Raw genomic sequence first — 16230 nt, 5'->3', positions numbered from 1 at the left:
ACATCCCATTAAATATATAATTTTCGGAGGATACATGAAAAAAGTAATGTTAGGAATCTTAATGTTGTTCTTGTGTGCAATTCCCGCTCACGCAGCATTTGTATTTGATCGATATGTCGGGCAGGAGGTTACAGCATTTTCTGCACATTCGCTTGCAATGGGATCGACAGGACTTGCCACCGGGTACGGACCGCTTTCATCACTCAAAAATCCTGCACTTCTTGGCAACCTTCCCTTCAAATTCATGGTGCAGTTTACCCCTGATGTGACCAAGAATAACGAAAACCGGGCATTCCCAATTTTTGATTCCTTTGATTCCTATATCGATGATGCAGTGTACGCATCAAATGCTCATTTCTTCAGCAAATATCTGCTTGGCTTGATGTATAATGTTCCTGTACAGCAATTCAAAATATCAGCAGCATATTCATATGTGCCGCTCTATGATTTCAACTTCAAATACACTGAAGAAGTCCGCAATAATGAAGGAACAGATTATGGGAATGAACCTCATAAGATTGCAACGAACACCTATAATGGAAGCGGAATGATTTATGCACACACCCCTGCTGTAGCAGTTACATTTGAAAATGAAAGCAGTTTCTTTAAATCCCTGACTCTCGGTGCTTCTCTCTCGCTCATGAAGGGAGATAACACGATCGATTCCACGATTATATTCACTCCCTGGGCTAAAGAACAGATGGAGAATGACCCGGACAGTATTCCCGATCTTATATTCCAAAAGAAGAATACCTACTCAGGGCAGAGATTCCAGGCAGGTTTGTTACTCGACCTCGGTGAACGTTTTAAAATTGGAATGAACTACACCAGCCGTGCAAAACTCGATAAATCATTCAAAACTAGTGCCGACACTGCCTGGGCTGACACAACAATATATTATCCTTCACGTATTGGATTGGGTTTTGAATACCATCCCCGTAATATTTGGGACACTCATTTCTCATTCGAGATTTCTTATGTGAAGTGGAGTGATTACAATCCGCTCTGGTATGATGTGATCGAATATTATGCAGGTGTCGAGCATAGGATTTTTAATACGCAGCCGATCCGTCTTGGCTTCCGTTACCAGCCCTTTGGTATGGATAAAGAGATCGTCATGACTGCATTCTCTGCAGGCACCAGCATCACACTACCATATAACTTCATACTTGATCTGGGTGCAGAGATTGGAAAATTCAATTATCAACATGCAGATCTTTTCCCTGACAGTTACTATGCAAATGATAATCTCTGGGATACTGCATTTTCTGACCTTCCGGTTAATCGAACAAATCCGGATAAAGTACAGGATGTACTCATAAACTTCATGGCAACACTGACATGGAGATTTTAAGATATAAAAGGTTTTTTATATGAAAAAGATATTTTTAATACTCCTCATGAGTTTGTTTGTTTTCAGCTATCTGAATGCTGAAGAGGTCAAGCTTAATTTACTGTTTACAAATGATGTACATGGTGGAATAGATGCTGTTGAAGCCACATTCATGAATCCCGATTTTCCCCCCCCACTTGGTGGAGGTGCTTCAGCGGCGACCTATATCAATGCTGTTCGTAAGAAAGCAGAAGAGAACGGTGAGGCCTTTCTTCTTCTCGATGCTGGTGATTTCTTCCAGGGACATCCAATCGGAACCATGTCCGAAGGTGTGGCAGTTATCAAATATATGAACTGGATTGGATACGATGCCATGACCCTTGGCAACCATGAATTCGATCTCGGATATGAAACACTTTTGAACACCCTTGCTCTTGCAGAATTCCCGATCGTATGCGCTAACATCATTGTTAAAGAAACAGGTGAACTCATTCCCGGCTGTGTACCCTATATTATAAAAAATTTCAAAGGCATCGATATAGCGATCATTGGAATTTCCACACTCGATACTCCTCTGATGAGTTTTCCTGAGAATATTAAAGAATTGGAATTCGTTGATGCGGCACAGACAGTGGAAAAATATATAAAAGAAGTAGAAGAGATCGGCGTTGATCTGATTTTTGTACTAGGGCATATGGGTATCCCCTATGATGTCGAATCTGCCTATCAGTATGATATTGTTGAAGGTCATATCAAAGATGAAGACAGACGCTGGCCCGATAATGCAATGCATGTTGCTTATAAAGTGCCCGGCATTGATGTTTTCCTCGCCGGACATATTCATAAAGGATACAATATTCCCTGGGAAGAGCCGGAGAATCATACACTCATTGTGCAAAATTATGGTTACGGTTCCAACATGGGACACCTCATCCTCACGCTGGATACAGACTCCAAAATTATTACCGGCTACGATCTTCCAGCTTATATCGATGGCGATCTTATCACTCTTTTCGAGGAAGAATTTTTACCTGATCCATGGTACAAAGAGAAGATTGACTCCATGCAGGCATTGGCAGAACAAGGAATGGATGAAATCGTTGGTATTGCAGGCATGCATCTCTCTCGTGACGGCTCTGCACAAAGCATTATCGGCAACCTTGTCATGGATGCAATGCTCGAAGAATCGGAAGCAGATTTTGCATTTTTAAATCTCGGCGGTGTACGTGATGACATCAAAGAGGGTCCTGTTTCTTATCGTGACGTATTCGATGTGCTCCCCTTTGATAGCCAGATCGTAACAATGGAGATCGATGGAGCAAAGCTTAAGGAAATTCTCGAAGTCCGTATTGCAGGCGGTAGACATGGACTGCGCGTTGCAGGTGGAGAGGTCGAATATAGTAAAGAATATCCAGATTTCCAGCGTGTGACCAATCTGACTATTGCTGGTGAACCATGGGATCCCGATAAGATTTATGATGTTGCAACGGTCGACTTCCTGATGCAGGGAAATTCCGGTTTGACATTACTCACGGAAATTCCTGAAAGCCAGATCACATATAAATATATCGTTCTCAGAGATGCGCTTGCAAATTACTTCCGCAGACGTGAAGTTGTGAACGGACAGATCGATAACCGTTGGAATCTCGAACCGGAAGCGGCACATTCAGACATAATCTCAAAATTTAATTCTGAACAAAAATAGTTAGTAATTTGATAATTACATCGAATATTAATTCGAGGAACTACCCATTGGGGGGTTCATGGATCTAAAAAAAATACGCTATAAAAGCGATTTCGAAGACACAAAAGAACTTTTTAACGTATACAAAGTTGAACAGATCATTAAATCCCACGAAGAAATCCTCAAAGAACACATCACCTTTCGTGATAAACTTCTTGCTGATTCTGTTCGACTAACTCCAACAATTTCTCCCCGCATCTACAAGATCATTGAAGGGGTTAAAAAAGATTTTGGTCTCAAGCAGAAGATCGAGTTTTTTTCACTAAGGGATAATTCATATAATGCCTTTGCGTTCAAACAGAAAAATCTTATCAGCGTGGTTTTTACGTCTGCTTTACTTGAAAATTTTGATGATGATGAAATTAAGTTTGTGCTCGGACACGAACTCGGGCATATCATATTCGATCATAATAAACTCCTGCTGCTCTATAATCCGGACAAGAAACAAACAACCTTCCTGCCGATCCTTGCAGAAAAAAAATTCCTAACCTGGCAGAAAAAAGCAGAGATCAGTTGTGACAGGGTTGGGCTGGTAGCATGCAAGAATTATGAGGTCGCAGTGCAAAGTTTATTAAAAATCTCTTATGGATTAACCGAGAAAAATCTTAATTTTAATCTACCGGAACTCATGAAGCAGCTGGATGATCTGGCAAAGTCAGAATATATGTCCGAATTAAGCACTTCAACCCATCCTCTTCTCCCTGTTCGCCTGAAAGCGATCGAGCTCTTCTCTCAGTCTGCTTTATTTAAGAAAACCGGTAAAATCAACGCCGAAGACCTACACACAAAGACCGACGAATTACTGGCACTCACAAAGTTCTATCCCCGCACCAAAGTCAAAGAGATGATGATGAAGCTTGTGGCTGCTGGCGGCATTTCTATGATCGCTGCAGACAAAGAGATCAATCTCGAAGAGATAAAGAGTCTTGTTAAGATTCTTGCTGATGTCTTTACTGATGATCCTGAGAAAGAGATCATTTATGATAAAGAAAAAGCGCTCAAGCAGCTCGATAGTGCAGCACGTTACCTCAAACAGCACAGCACAGATATGGATAGATATTACTCACTCCACTTCCTTACGCTGATCTCTCTTTCAGATGGTAGATTTACCAAAAAAGAGAAACAAGTTCTTTTGGATATCGCAGAATCAATCGGACTATCAGAGAACGATGCTATGGATGTTATGTGGAAGACGTTGCAACAAAACGGGATCACCATCGATGTGCGGTTGAATGAAATAGCACAAAACGTACAGGAGCACTACGCTGATTACTTGAAGGAATAGAAATTTCTGTTTCCGAATATTTCATAACGAATACTCTCGACGCTAACTTAAAATACACGAAACTCTTGACTGATATCGGATGTAATTATGTTTTATTCGCAAAACGAAATTTTTTATATGATTCCATAAATAACAGGAGTTCTCATTGGTATGAGTTACCGAAAAGATTATCTCTATTTAAGAGACAAATTTGATCCAAAAGCTGAATTTGTTACCCTAAAGAAATTCCGCCAGAACATTTTCAACACTAATTTTGAATCCTTCAATTATGATATCCTTCCGGGTGAAGATCATTATCGATGCCAGCTTCACAATCAGAACTTTGAAGACTCATACTCATTTGATAAGGAAATTTCCGCACCTTACCTTGATGATCTACTCCGAGTGGATGATTCAAAAATAGAAGAAAATATCTTCTTTACCTATCCGATTTTCAAACCTTTTACGATAAAAAAATCTAAAGATGTCATTATATTGCTGCACGGTCTAAATGAAAAAAGTTGGGAGAAATACCTGCCATGGGCTCAGAAGCTTGTTGAATATACAGGTAAAGCAGTCATCCTTTTCCCAACTGCATTTCATATGAACAGGGCACCTCAGAGATGGGCTGACCCTAAATTCATGAATAAGGTTGCTAAGGTGCGCAAGAAATTCTTCCCCAAAGTAAATAACTCCTCGTTCGCTAATGCAGCGATCAGCACGCGATTGCAGTTCCTTCCCCAGCGTTTCTTCTGGTCGGGTCTTCAAACCTATTATGACATCCTCCAGATGATCGATCAGATACGAACGGGCAATCATCCTCATATTCACCAGGATGCAAGCATCGATTTCTTCTCATATTCTGTCGGTTCTTTTCTTGCAGAGATCATGATGATGACAAATGAAAACAACTATTTCGCAGATTCACGGCTTTGTATGTTTTGCGGAGGACCACTCCTCAACCGCATGTCTCCAGCATCCAAATATATTCTCGACAGCGAAGCAAACGTTTCGATCTACTCGTTTTTCATCGAACATCTTGAAGTGGAATTGAAACGCGATAAACGTCTTGCACACTACTTCGGTGACTATCATCATATCGGGAAATATTTCAGAAGTATGCTCGATTATAATAAGATGATAACGTTCCGTGAGAATCGACTGAAAAAGATCTCGAAACGAATTTCAGCCCTCGCGCTGCAAAAAGATGAGGTTGTTCCTTCGATAGAGGTTGAGCTTTCTCTGCATGGACATAATAATAAAATCCCCATAAAAGTTAAATCCTTTGACTTCTCCTATCCATATGATCATGTTATACCGTTCCCTATTTCAGATAAATATGAAAAAGAAATTGATAAATGGTTTGTAAAAACTATGAAATTTATTGCATGGCAGTTAAAGTAGATTCGGAGATTGCATGATAAAAAATTTTGATGAATTGCTGGATAAAGTCAAAGTGCATCCACCCAAGAGAGTTGTTATACCAGCAGCACACACAATGTCCACAGTATATTGCGCAACCCTTGCCAAAGAAGAGCAGATCGGTGAATTTCTTCTCATTGGAGATAAGGAACAGATCATTGATTACATTTCTATGTCCGAAGAAACCATGACTGACGCGTTTGAGATCATAGACGAGAAAGATCCTGAGAAGTGCATCGAGCTCGCAGTTGATGCCGTTCTTGAAAACCGAGCAGATCTTATCATGAAGGGAGATTCAACAACAGGTCAGCTTATGAAGGGGATACTTAATAAAGGAAAAGGACTTCAAACAGGCGATATTCTTAGTGATGTGCTTGTCATTGAAACAGAGAATCGCCTCACACTCATGACTGACGGCGGTATCGTCTTATATCCCGGGGTAAGAGAAAAAATATCACTCATCAATAATGCTGTTAGAGTTGCCCATAAACTTGAAAATCCCTGCCCGAACGTTGCACTGCTCTGTGCGATCGAGATGGAAAATCCCAAAATGCCTCCCACAATAGAAGCTGCTGAAATAACAAAATTGTATAAAGAAGGTAAGATTACCGGCTGTGTTGTCGAAGGTCCACTTGCACTCGATGTGGCAGTCTCAGAACAAGCAGCAAAGTTGAAGAAAATCGATTCCCCTGTTGCTGGAAATGCTGATATTCTTATCATGCCGTATATTGAGGCCGGTAATATTTTCGGAAAAGCAATGACCTATTATGCGCATCTGCGTGTTGCTCATGTGATCATGGGTGCTAAAGTTCCTATTCTTATTACATCTCGTGCTGATGATGCATGGACAAAATTACATTCGGTTGCATTGGGAATTATGTGCACATAAGGAGAAATAATGGCACGAACCGGTATAACATTTGATGATATTCTGCTGATCCCTAATTATTCTGAGGTGCTGTCACGTCAGGATGTTGATCTCTCAACAAGAGTTACAAAAAATTTTAGAATAGGATTACCTATTCTTTCCGCTAACATGGATACGATCACAGAGTTTGATATGGCAAATGTGCTCAGTGGATTTGGTGCTCTTGGCATTGTTCACAGATTTTGCTCCGTTGATGAAGAAGCAGGAATTATTGAACGTCTAAAGCTTTCGGAAAATCCAATCAGAGCTGCTTCGATCGGTGTAACCGGAGAGAATAAAGATCGTTTAAAAGCGCTTATCGATGCGGGAGCACAGATCATTTGTATCGATATTGCTCATGGTCATCATAAACTCATGGCTGATACGATCAACATGTGTAAGAACTTCAATGTTGATATAATCGCAGGTAACATCGCAACAGGAGAAGCCGCAAAATTTCTCTGTGAAAATGGCGCAGACGCTGTCAAAGTGGGTATTGGACCCGGCTCGATGTGTACGACGCGGATCAATACCGGGTTTGGCGTTCCTCAGGTTACTGCCATAGAAGATGTTTATAATGTTGCTAAAGAATATAACATTCCTGTTATTGCAGACGGCGGTATTCAGAACTCTGGTGATGTAGCCAAAGCGTTGGCTGTTGGTGCAGATTCTGTCATGATCGGTGCATTGTTTGCAGGATGTAAGGAAACACCTGGTACAATCCATAAAGAGGGTAATTTCCCGAATTATCATTTGTATAAACGTTATCGCGGATCAGCGAGTCTCGAGTCCAAACATATCAGGAATGATGAGAATCGTAATGTTGAAGGAATAAGCACAACCATCGAATACAAGGGTCCCGCAAAATATGTGATCCGCAATATTGAAGATGGACTTCGTTCTGCATTCTCCTATGCCGGAGCTATGAATATCGATGAATTTCATCAGAAAGTAACCTATATTCAGAAAAGGTTTAAGGATATCCGGACAGTCTGATTCGATGAAAATTACAATACTCGCAGTTGGAAAAAACAAGGATGAGTATATAACACTTGCTGAAAACGAGTTTCTTAAGCGTCTTTCGAGTTCCTGCTCCCTCGCACTTGAAACAGTCGCGACACCAAAATACAAGAAAAATCAATTGATAGAAAAAATAAAAGAGATCGAAGGAAATTCCATACTCTCAGCATTACCTGATCAATGCTATGTGATAGCTCTTGATGAAAATGGAGACCAGCATACATCCAAAGAGTTCTCTCGTCATCTCAACAGGATTCTTGTTTCGCAGAATAAACCGCTCTATTTTATAATAGGAGGTCCATATGGATTCTCTAAAGGAGTTAAAGATCGTGCTGACGAACTTCTCTCACTATCTCAACTCACATTTACACATCAAATGGTTAGGATCATCCTTCTTGAACAGATATATCGGGCATTTACGATATTAAAGGGGAAAAAGTACCACTACTAGGATAGAAAAAACTTGCATGTAATTATTGTACGGGGCTTTTTTTACATTGTACGTAGCATAAGAAATGAGTGATCATGAATATAAAAGAACTAATTAAAGCAGCAAAGGAAGCATCGGAATCATCATACTCACCTTATTCAAAATATAAAGTTGGAGCTGCATTGCTTACAGCAGACGGCAATATTTATACAGGTACAAATGTTGAGAATGCATCATTCCCCGCCAGTGTTTGTGCAGAGAGAGTTGCTATTTTCGATGCGGTTACAAATAAAGAATACAATTTCGAAGCATGTGCAATTTATGCAGAAGGCGAAAACTATCCCTTCCCATGCGGCATCTGCAGGCAGGTCATGTCGGAATTTTCAAAGAACATGAAAGTAATTGTCGCCAGAAATGAGCATGAATATGTCGTGAAGACAATAGCCGAACTGCTACCGGACATGTTTGAATTTGAGAAGTAATTTTTTACACTATTTAATAAAAGGCACCAGAACAGGCGTATCCTTTTTATACTCCTCGTAGTCTTTCTGACCACCCCACTTCTCATCTGCATACTTTTCTAACTTTGGAATACCGCTTATCTTGATGATGAGAAAAGCAACAAAAACAGGTGAGATCAGCGTCACCCACTGCCAGCCATGCAACACAGGAAGAGCAATTACAGCAACCCCTATCCAGATCACGATCTCACCAAAGTAATTAGGATGGCGGGAGATAGACCATAATCCGGTTTTGATAAATTTTCCTTTATTCTGTGGCTGAGCACGAAATCGGTTTTTCTGCAAATCTGCAACTGATTCAAACGTAAAACCGACCAGCCAGATTATTATCCCCATTACCCCTAACCATCCGAAGTCTTTCCTGAATGGAGTTGTAAAAACAACTAATGCTGCAGCAAGTGTAAAGGTCACCCACAATCCCTGCAAAGTCCAGGTATTGAGAAATCGGAAAAAATGGGGTTTGATATCATCAAATCGTTGATCTTTACCTGCCTTATGTATACGTCGAACAAGGAAGGTTCCAAGCCGTCCTGCCCAGATGATGACCATTATCATGAGTATTATGGAACGAGCATCAATTTTTGGGCTCATTGCAACTGCGATAATAGTCACAGAAATATACGTAATACTGCCGGTTATATCAAAGAATTTTTCGGTTTGAAAAATAAAAGATGGAATAAATATGATCCACTGAATGATAAAGGCAAGGGCTACACAAAAAGCATATAATGGCAACCCCATTACCCAACTGAAACTGTCTTGGCTTCCGGCAATAGCGACACCAACACCTATTAAAATAACGATTGGCAAAGAAATAATTGCCGTAATATCTTCTTTTTTCATTGCATTAATCTTTCCTTGGCTGATGTATGTTTATAATTCATGTATGTTAATAAAAACCATATTAAATTTAAATGAAATAGTAAGAATATGACGAAGAAGATGAGATGGAAGGTTTGATCAACCTGTAGCATAAATCCGGATTTAAGGTATCTGAAATACAGAATCAGCATATAAACATTCTTAGCGATTCCAATACCGAAGAAAACTGAAAGAACAACTGCTGATTCTTTGAGTTTTTTTGGCTCTGCTGGAAGGAATTTGATTAAGAGTATCAATGAAATAAAAAGAATTAATGATTGAGCAACATTAAGTATACTTCTGCTTAATTGTATACTTGAGTTACTGAATAAGTTTTGAATGCCAGACAATCTCATCATGTATTGAAGCACAAAAACAACAATCAGCGCTTTCATCATTACCGCGAGATTCTTATGTGATTTTTCCTGCTTATAGAAATAGTACAAAAACAGTATCACAATTATGCCGACAGCAAACGAAAAAACTTTGCTTACAGCAGAAATAAAGGTACTGCTTATGATTCCTGGATCTAAGAAATATACTAGCTTAAAAAAAGACTCATAGATCAAGGCAGCAATCAGGGCATATGTTACATTTCGTATATTCATAAATGATAGTCTCTTCAATTATTATTCATAAAATAATCGTCTAACCAATTGAGTATTCTTTCACCCGAGATCATTACAGCACCCATCTGACAGTGTTCTTCCGCAGCTTCTTCAGTTGTAAAGAGCATGTATTCTTTATCGCAAGTGAGCACATCAAATAATTGCTTTGCCTGACCTTGCAGGTCATGATCTTGTTCAGAATCGACCACGAGCATTGAGCAGGTTATCTTTTCAGCAATACCTTCTAAATTGTATGGCTTCATCATGAGAAGCAACTCAGATGGAGATTGTGCATGAAAAGTGAACATGCCATTACTAAAAAAAAATTCGAGTTCCACATTATCATTCATTATGTTTAGCATCTGCTTATCGAACTCTTTTCGTGCTTCGGGATCATCCAGCATCTTCTCGGTTCCATAAGGAAATTTGCTTATCATGCTGCCATAGAAATTATAAATTCCTCCATTTGCAATACATACCTGAATACGATCCTCAAACGCTACAGCACGGGGTGCAAAATAACCGCCAAAACTGATACCCATAAGTGCAATATGTTCTTGATAAACCTGGGGTAACGAAAGCGCATAATCCACAACAGGAGTTACAACACTTTCCCAATTCGGTCTGAAAGGAATATGCTGCTCATAGACAACCGAACCTTGTCCCGGTCCTTCGAAAAGAAGACAATTGTATCCTCTTTCTACTGCAAGTTTCCCGATCTCAAAATAGAGTTCCTCGGCAGTACCGTCAAAACCGCTGTGAACGATCAGCACCGGTCTTTCAACCTGTTCGTTATCTGCAAGAAGCAGATAGCCTGGCAAATGAGTATTTTCGAATGGAATATGCACAAATTCAATGGGAAAATCTGAAAATTGCATCGCTTTTTGAAAGCAATCCCTTCTTGTTCGCAATGAAGTTAGTATTCTCTCATCTAAGGGTTTTTTGGAAAGGAAGAAGGCGGCAGTACGATAATAATTTGATGCACGAAAATAGGCTTCTCTTGCACTTATGTTATGACCATTGAGTGAAAATGAATCTGCAGCAGCTTCAAGACGTTCCGCAGTATGATGCCACCGATTAAACCAGCTTTCATGATTTTTCTCCTCTATCTTGTAGGCAGTACTCAGGCATTCACCTACATCTGCTCCGCCCGTACACGAATATCCCATTGTTCGTAGTAATTGAAAGGAATACTGATAATCATCGAAGACGACTTGAATTGCGCTGAGATTGGATACGCCTATAAGAAGTAAGAATAAAATTAAAAATACTCTAATATTTATTTCCATATTATCCTAACAATTTTGTGCCGATCATCCCGACAAGGAATCCAAGTATTGCTCCAAGAGCCGGCTCCCATCGTTTTTCCGCTTTTAAAAGAGGGGCAATATCCTGGAAGATCAGATAGAGGATACCTCCTGCAGCAAAAAGCATGATCCCCTGTGTAAGCTTGACCTGATTAACCAGTAAAAATCTTCCAGCAAGAGCTGCAATAACGCCAAAGAAACTAAGCACAAAGAATATTATCAGTACTTTCTTGGAAGATTGATTACTCTTCCGCAGATCAAAATAAGCATTAAACGATTCGGGTAAATTTTGAAGACCAATAAAAAAAGCAAGGAGCATCCCAAGTCTATGATTATGCATGAATGTTGCTCCGAGTGCAATCGATTCAGGAATAAAATCCATCATCATTGCCATTGTTTGTGCTAATATACCTTTTCTTCTGGCAATGCTTTGATCAAGCAGGAAAAAAGTGATCGCTCCAGCAGCAAATATCACTACCATTCCTATAACGGAGAATGTTTCGATCGCTTTTGGAGTAAGTACAAACGCTATTGCAGCCATCAGAATTCCACCACCAAAAGCAATCGTCCAATGCAGTGTATAAGATTTTATCTCTTTCGAGATAATTTTCTCAAAGATTATAGCAAGCAATCCACCGAAGAATATTGTAATACCTGCAAAAAGTGAGTAAATGATTATTTCCGTAAGCTGTTTCATTGCTGCATATTTGTTAAATAATTCTCAGAAAGTCAATGAAAAAGTCTTTTAAAACTACTAAATAATGAAAGAGAATGATTTTCTTGGCTTCGGTGGTGCTACAATCTTTTAATATCTTAAAGAAATAATTTCTCTGTTGAGTTAAGTTATCTAATTTTTTGTGACATCAGATAATACTTCGCGATTTTGATTGATGATCATCACACGCTCATGGGGATATTCATAAGGTGGATTATCCGGATCATAGGTAAATTCTGTTTCAACATAGGTTGTATAAGAATATTCCACTCTAATCAACCCATCTTCCATTTCTTCTAACGAGAAATCATTCAACTGATAAGAGACATTACTCATATGACCGCTGGCACTTCCCTGGTCACCCAATCTCTCAATTTTTTCGATTTGTTTTCGAATGATGGTTTCGATTTCTTTTTTTGAGATCATATTATTTTACTTATAGTCAATTCCCGGGCAGGGATAGTGAGTTTTTCTCACGAAATAAAGGATAATGATCAAACCTGTTACAAGTAAAGAAACAGCACATTTTATGAGCCAATGTAGTATATTTTCAGGATTGATTATGACATATACTAAGCAATATACGAAAAATCCTCCTCCGACAAGGAATGCAATCAGGTTGAGTGTGAACACAATGTATTTCATATCTGCTTCTCTATGGTAGTACAAGATGAACAGTATCCCTGCTACTAATGTAAAAGTAACGACCAGAACCCATAACGTCGTAATGAATGAATGAAAATTTTGTATATACAAATTCTTTTCCACTCAAATCGTTTGTGCTGCAATAATTATTCAATTCACTGCCAGAAGACGATGCAATGATCTTTCTTATTTTTTCACCAATTTCAGCAAGAAGCAATTCATCCTTTGATGCCTGATATTCTTCAGGCAAACCACCGAGCAGCATATTTCCTTCAACGATCTTACCAGGCATCTCTGTAGCTTTAACCTTTTGTTCATCAAAGAGCATGATCAAGTCATGAAGATTATTAAGTTGAGCTTCCGGTAATTTCGCTATGTCATCAGAAATTCCAGTCATGTAGTCAGCAGCAGTATCGGAAGTAGTTTTCGGTTGATAATACCCGAATACGCTGTCCATTTGTATCTCTTTTGTCTGTTCTCCGGGTACAAATAAAAATCTCATGAGCAGATCGATATAAAATTGATGTGTTGTAGTATCAACTCCTTTTAATTCAAGATAGTCGATAAGTTCAACTTTGCATTTTTCATAGAACTCTACTCTCTTATCAATATCTTTGATTGTACTGGCTGTGTTTATATATCCTTCGTATGCGCGAATCATCTCATCCTGAATTGGAATTATCGATTGTAACACTTCTGCATCTCCGGATTTTATCCATGAAGCAGTAATACTACCCATATCCGGGATCATCGATACAAAGATCATTGTGTTATTGTATGTACTTGTGAAGAATTCTTGATCGAGATGGGTACTTCCGGGTGTTGCAATACTTAGATCTACCAAATATGGAAATTGCCTCTTTGTTATGACTTGATACTGATCACCAAGAGAAAAGCCATCCTCATACACCAATAGTTTTAAATTTACATCGACATTGAACAATTCCTCTATAAAGTTCGTGATCTTTTCCTTGAGGACGACATCTTCTTCTCCAGAATCTATCGTGCAACGCTCTTGTACTATTGCAAATGGTGTTACACACAGTAGATCCGGCATACCAAGCATTGATGAAATATCTGCTTCGTTGCCTATTATAGAGATATTCTCCCAGGGAATAAGTAAATATGTAATAAGTGGTTTGTTTTGCTCAACCATCATGAATTCTACCTGCATAGCCCGAACCTTTGCAAACATGCCAAAACTTTCCAGGCTTTTCCATGATGTCTTTACCTGGACATTATCAACCGAGTTGAATGTAGGAAATAACTTGAGAGCAAGTACAAATAACTGTATCCATGCGATATAATTTATCATATGTTGATATCCTACGTCTTACTATATTTCGATTTATAAGGACCTTTGGGTTCTTTCATATTTTTAGTAAAATCAATTCGAATGCTTGGAAGCACTAATAAATAAGGAATGGGCTTTTTGCACAATTCACGAGCTCCTTCCACACTTCTAACAGGTATCCATTGAAAACACTGATCATCATTACCTTCTTCCCAATCGACCTCTTCGACAAAGTGGTAGAGATAAAGCTGACCGCAGTCTTTGCATTTCATGATCTTCTTAGAATTATGTGATTCCTGTTCAATAATTTCAACTACCTCAAGTGAGTCTCTCAGGTCATTTTTTGAGAGAAACCTTTTAGTCCAGAGATGACAATGACTGCCTTTGATTTGTTCAGTCATTTTTCTTGTGTTTTGTTATATTGTCGGAATCCATCCAGCCGGGACGACCTATTTTCACGAATTTCACTATCCCGTCCTGTAAACATATCTCAAGGTTTTGATCTTCATAATATACATTTCTTAGTTGTAGACTTTGTCCGAAATATTCAAAGTAATCAGTTCCCAGCTCTTCTTCCATCTGTTTGCCGGTTGAGTCGTGACCAATTCCATTGTAAACAGTTTTATATAAAGACTCGTAATACTCCATATTGAAAATACTGTCTAGGCGACTATTTCTGGGAATAATCAAATTCATCAAAAGCGCATTATAATGATGCCAGCGTGAAGTGCCGTATTCATAGAAGAACTTCACGTTGATCGAATCGTCCGAAAAGGCATCAATAGAATAATCAATTTTATAATCCCTGTTCGGAGTAAAGTAGGGATCATTCTGAAAGTTGGGTGAGATGCTCCCTTTATCATTTTTTTTCCACTCCTCAGTAAGTTCCTGCAGTTCACCTTTGAATAACTCTGACATTATGTTATTGTTACATACTACAAAATTTGCATTTGCATCATCCTCGGAAAGTTTCTTTTCAGCTATAAAATTCAAATATACATGTCCAATATTTACCGGTCTATACCATTTTTGTGCCATAAGTTCACCTTGTGATAAAATAAACATTAAGCCATAAAAGATTCTTAATAAATTGTTACGTACTGTTAACATAAATAAATGAATTTGTTACTTTTATTTGTAAAAATATTTACCTCCATTTGCGAACAGACCATTTCTCTAAATACATTTTCAGGATTAACTACAATAGAGTTTTCCAAAGTAATGGAAATAAGATATTAATTTATATTTAGCTGATAATAAATTTGTCTTTGAGACTATTTTGTAATAATAAATTTCTGCGTTTTTATGAATTCACCTTCTATGATTAGTTTATAAAAATAAATTCCTGAAGGTAAATCATTACCATCATCATCAATACCTCTCCAGTTAAAACTGATTTCCTGATTCTTCTGAACATTTTCATCATACAATGTTTTTATGAGTTGACCTCTTATATTGAATACACTCAACTTTAGCGATCCTTGTTTCGGAGGAATAATAGTAAGGGATATGTTATTAGATTTAGGGCCGAATGGATTAGGAATACTCTGAAAAATATTGATACTTGATGATTCTTCTCCCGCTTCTGGAGGTTGATTCACAGGTAAATCAATATTATCTGTATCTGTTGCAACCACTGGAATGTACTTAATTATATCATTGGATTGATATTGTTGACCAATCATTAAATTCTCATAAAAAGAAAGTTCAGAAAATCCAGTAATATCCAGAATTTTTAATTTTATATGTAAATACTGAGTTGGTGTTGTGGATAACATGTTAGCTTGATTAGGATTTGTAGGAAAATTATAGACTGTTGTAATAGCAGCACATGATGAAGTATTATCTGTTATATTAATGATTTCATATAAAGGTGCTCCTGGTGCTAGTTCCCCATTAATCAGCTGACCTTTTTCAACGACAATATTGTCCGTTGAACAAACATTTTCACCAAAGGATTCAGTGCTATAAAAAAAATAGACCATTCCAGAACCAAAGTAACTATCTTCGCCAGAAGTATATGCTACGACATCAAATGAATAATACTGCTCTGAGTTTTCTTCAATGACTTGTCCATTCTCAAATTCAAAAGTAATACCAACATCTTTGGTCTGAGCATAAGCTATAATACTTATAAAAATAAAAAACAAAACAAATAT

General features: G+C 38.3%; 18 protein-coding genes. 8 read left to right on the top strand and 10 right to left on the bottom strand.

From position 1 onward, the window contains the following. The first annotated feature begins 34 nt into the window (after positions 1-34). The 8 genes from JW794_10550 to cdd all read left to right on the top strand — a co-directional run bounded on the left by JW794_10550 (position 35) and on the right by cdd (position 8602). Positions 35-1354 carry a hypothetical protein gene (locus JW794_10550; GenBank protein ID MBN2018552.1) on the top strand — a complete coding sequence of 440 codons (1320 nt, stop codon included), beginning with the start codon at positions 35-37 and terminating at the stop codon, positions 1352-1354. Positions 1355-1373: 19 nt separating this feature from the next. Further along, positions 1374-3038, top strand: coding sequence for a bifunctional metallophosphatase/5'-nucleotidase (locus JW794_10545; protein MBN2018551.1), 1665 nt, complete (start codon positions 1374-1376; stop codon positions 3036-3038). 58 nt (positions 3039-3096) lie between these two features. Then, on the top strand, positions 3097-4362 hold the full coding sequence (locus tag JW794_10540) for a M48 family metalloprotease (protein ID MBN2018550.1): 1266 nt from the start codon (positions 3097-3099) through the stop codon (positions 4360-4362). 150 nt (positions 4363-4512) lie between these two features. Continuing rightward, positions 4513-5745: a hypothetical protein gene (locus JW794_10535; protein ID MBN2018549.1), complete on the top strand. Its 1233-nt coding sequence runs from the start codon at positions 4513-4515 to the stop codon at positions 5743-5745. Positions 5746-5758: 13 nt separating this feature from the next. Beyond that, positions 5759-6652, top strand: a complete 894-nt coding sequence (locus JW794_10530) for a hypothetical protein (protein MBN2018548.1) — start codon at positions 5759-5761, stop codon at positions 6650-6652. A 9-nt stretch (positions 6653-6661) separates the two neighbouring features. Further along, on the top strand, positions 6662-7666 hold the full coding sequence (locus JW794_10525) for a guanosine monophosphate reductase (GenBank protein MBN2018547.1): 1005 nt from the start codon (positions 6662-6664) through the stop codon (positions 7664-7666). A 4-nt stretch (positions 7667-7670) separates the two neighbouring features. After that, entirely contained in the window at positions 7671-8141 is a 471-nt protein-coding gene (locus tag JW794_10520) for a 23S rRNA (pseudouridine(1915)-N(3))-methyltransferase RlmH (GenBank protein MBN2018546.1), read from the top strand. 74 nt (positions 8142-8215) lie between these two features. Then, positions 8216-8602 (top strand): cytidine deaminase, encoded by a 387-nt coding sequence (cdd, locus tag JW794_10515; protein ID MBN2018545.1) that lies wholly within the window; start codon positions 8216-8218, stop codon positions 8600-8602. A 9-nt stretch (positions 8603-8611) separates the two neighbouring features. On the opposite strand, the gene JW794_10510 is transcribed toward cdd, so the two are convergent. The 10 genes from JW794_10510 to JW794_10465 all read right to left on the bottom strand — a co-directional run bounded on the left by JW794_10510 (position 8612) and on the right by JW794_10465 (position 16230). Next, a complete protein-coding gene (locus tag JW794_10510; protein ID MBN2018544.1) occupies positions 8612-9484 on the bottom strand; it encodes a DUF1295 domain-containing protein in 873 nt (290 codons plus the stop codon). Beyond that, a complete protein-coding gene (locus tag JW794_10505; GenBank protein ID MBN2018543.1) occupies positions 9481-10110 on the bottom strand; it encodes a hypothetical protein in 630 nt (209 codons plus the stop codon). The genes JW794_10510 and JW794_10505 overlap by 4 nt, the downstream gene beginning before the upstream one ends. 14 nt (positions 10111-10124) lie before the next feature. Further along, a complete protein-coding gene (locus JW794_10500) occupies positions 10125-11399 on the bottom strand; it encodes an alpha/beta hydrolase (GenBank protein ID MBN2018542.1) in 1275 nt (424 codons plus the stop codon). Position 11400: 1 nt separating this feature from the next. Next, positions 11401-12114: a divalent cation transporter gene (locus tag JW794_10495; GenBank protein MBN2018541.1), complete on the bottom strand. Its 714-nt coding sequence runs from the start codon at positions 12112-12114 to the stop codon at positions 11401-11403. A gap of 150 nt (positions 12115-12264) precedes the next feature. Next, complete coding sequence (locus JW794_10490; protein MBN2018540.1) at positions 12265-12558, bottom strand: hypothetical protein; 294 nt, start codon at positions 12556-12558, stop codon at positions 12265-12267. 6 nt (positions 12559-12564) lie between these two features. Then, the gene (locus tag JW794_10485; protein MBN2018539.1) at positions 12565-12777 is read right to left on the bottom strand and encodes a hypothetical protein; all 213 of its coding nucleotides are present in this window, start codon (positions 12775-12777) and stop codon (positions 12565-12567) included. Positions 12778-12787: 10 nt separating this feature from the next. After that, positions 12788-14092: a hypothetical protein gene (locus JW794_10480; GenBank protein MBN2018538.1), complete on the bottom strand. Its 1305-nt coding sequence runs from the start codon at positions 14090-14092 to the stop codon at positions 12788-12790. Positions 14093-14103: 11 nt separating this feature from the next. Next, positions 14104-14472, bottom strand: a complete 369-nt coding sequence (locus JW794_10475; protein ID MBN2018537.1) for a hypothetical protein — start codon at positions 14470-14472, stop codon at positions 14104-14106. Next, entirely contained in the window at positions 14465-15109 is a 645-nt protein-coding gene (locus JW794_10470) for a hypothetical protein (GenBank protein MBN2018536.1), read from the bottom strand. Before JW794_10470 ends, JW794_10475 begins: the two co-directional genes overlap by 8 nt. 236 nt (positions 15110-15345) lie before the next feature. Beyond that, entirely contained in the window at positions 15346-16230 is an 885-nt protein-coding gene (locus JW794_10465; GenBank protein ID MBN2018535.1) for a T9SS type A sorting domain-containing protein, read from the bottom strand.

It is taken from the genome of Candidatus Cloacimonadota bacterium (assembly GCA_016932035.1).
In the GTDB taxonomy this organism is placed as follows: domain Bacteria; phylum Cloacimonadota; class Cloacimonadia; order JGIOTU-2; family JGIOTU-2; genus Celaenobacter.
The sequence above is the reverse complement of the archived record's forward strand: the minus strand, read 5'-3'. Positions and strand labels throughout refer to the sequence as shown.

Bases quoted from the DNA above. Each gene is read 5' to 3' on its own strand.
- JW794_10550 (MBN2018552.1), top strand. From the start codon at position 35: ATGAAAAAAGTAATGTTAGGAATCTTAATGTTGTTCTTGTGTGCAATT.
- JW794_10545 (MBN2018551.1), top strand. From the start codon at position 1,374: ATGAAAAAGATATTTTTAATACTCCTCATGAGTTTGTTTGTTTTCAGC.
- JW794_10540 (MBN2018550.1), top strand. From the start codon at position 3,097: ATGGATCTAAAAAAAATACGCTATAAAAGCGATTTCGAAGACACAAAA.
- JW794_10535 (MBN2018549.1), top strand. From the start codon at position 4,513: ATGAGTTACCGAAAAGATTATCTCTATTTAAGAGACAAATTTGATCCA.
- JW794_10530 (MBN2018548.1), top strand. From the start codon at position 5,759: ATGATAAAAAATTTTGATGAATTGCTGGATAAAGTCAAAGTGCATCCA.
- JW794_10525 (MBN2018547.1), top strand. From the start codon at position 6,662: ATGGCACGAACCGGTATAACATTTGATGATATTCTGCTGATCCCTAAT.
- JW794_10520 (MBN2018546.1), top strand. From the start codon at position 7,671: ATGAAAATTACAATACTCGCAGTTGGAAAAAACAAGGATGAGTATATA.
- cdd (MBN2018545.1), top strand. From the start codon at position 8,216: ATGAATATAAAAGAACTAATTAAAGCAGCAAAGGAAGCATCGGAATCA.
- JW794_10510 (MBN2018544.1), bottom strand. From the start codon at position 9,484: ATGAAAAAAGAAGATATTACGGCAATTATTTCTTTGCCAATCGTTATT.
- JW794_10505 (MBN2018543.1), bottom strand. From the start codon at position 10,110: ATGAATATACGAAATGTAACATATGCCCTGATTGCTGCCTTGATCTAT.
- JW794_10500 (MBN2018542.1), bottom strand. From the start codon at position 11,399: ATGGAAATAAATATTAGAGTATTTTTAATTTTATTCTTACTTCTTATA.
- JW794_10495 (MBN2018541.1), bottom strand. From the start codon at position 12,114: ATGAAACAGCTTACGGAAATAATCATTTACTCACTTTTTGCAGGTATT.
- JW794_10490 (MBN2018540.1), bottom strand. From the start codon at position 12,558: ATGATCTCAAAAAAAGAAATCGAAACCATCATTCGAAAACAAATCGAA.
- JW794_10485 (MBN2018539.1), bottom strand. From the start codon at position 12,777: ATGAAATACATTGTGTTCACACTCAACCTGATTGCATTCCTTGTCGGA.
- JW794_10480 (MBN2018538.1), bottom strand. From the start codon at position 14,092: ATGATAAATTATATCGCATGGATACAGTTATTTGTACTTGCTCTCAAG.
- JW794_10475 (MBN2018537.1), bottom strand. From the start codon at position 14,472: ATGACTGAACAAATCAAAGGCAGTCATTGTCATCTCTGGACTAAAAGG.
- JW794_10470 (MBN2018536.1), bottom strand. From the start codon at position 15,109: ATGGCACAAAAATGGTATAGACCGGTAAATATTGGACATGTATATTTG.